This is a genomic window from Paraburkholderia sp. SIMBA_053, from assembly GCF_046534895.1.
GTDB classification, from domain to species: Bacteria; Pseudomonadota; Gammaproteobacteria; order Burkholderiales; family Burkholderiaceae; genus Paraburkholderia; species Paraburkholderia caledonica.
The window spans coordinates 1-234 of sequence record NZ_JAWRXU010001776.1 but is presented as its reverse complement, the minus strand read 5'-3'; the positions used below and the strand labels follow the sequence as shown (position 1 = coordinate 234).

The window sequence follows — 234 nt, the reverse complement described above, 5'->3', positions numbered from 1 at the left end:
CCCTCGGCCTGGCCGAACTCGTGCGGACTCGCGAAGCCAGCGCGCGCGAGTTGCTGGACACAGCGATCTCGCGCACGGAAGCGGTCAATCCCGCGATCAACGCGATCGTGCTGAAGGACTACGAAGCCGCCCGCGAACGCGCGTCGCGTTACGACGCGAGCATGGCGAACGGCGGGAACGGCATCAACGGTACAAACGGCGCAAATGGCGCAAATGGCGCGGACGCCGACAGCC

1 pseudogene is annotated in these 234 nt (G+C 67.1%); it reads left to right on the top strand.

Going from position 1 to position 234, the window contains the following annotated elements:
* Positions 1 to 234, top strand: a pseudogene (locus tag SB753_RS41630) (amidase); the annotation flags it as partial.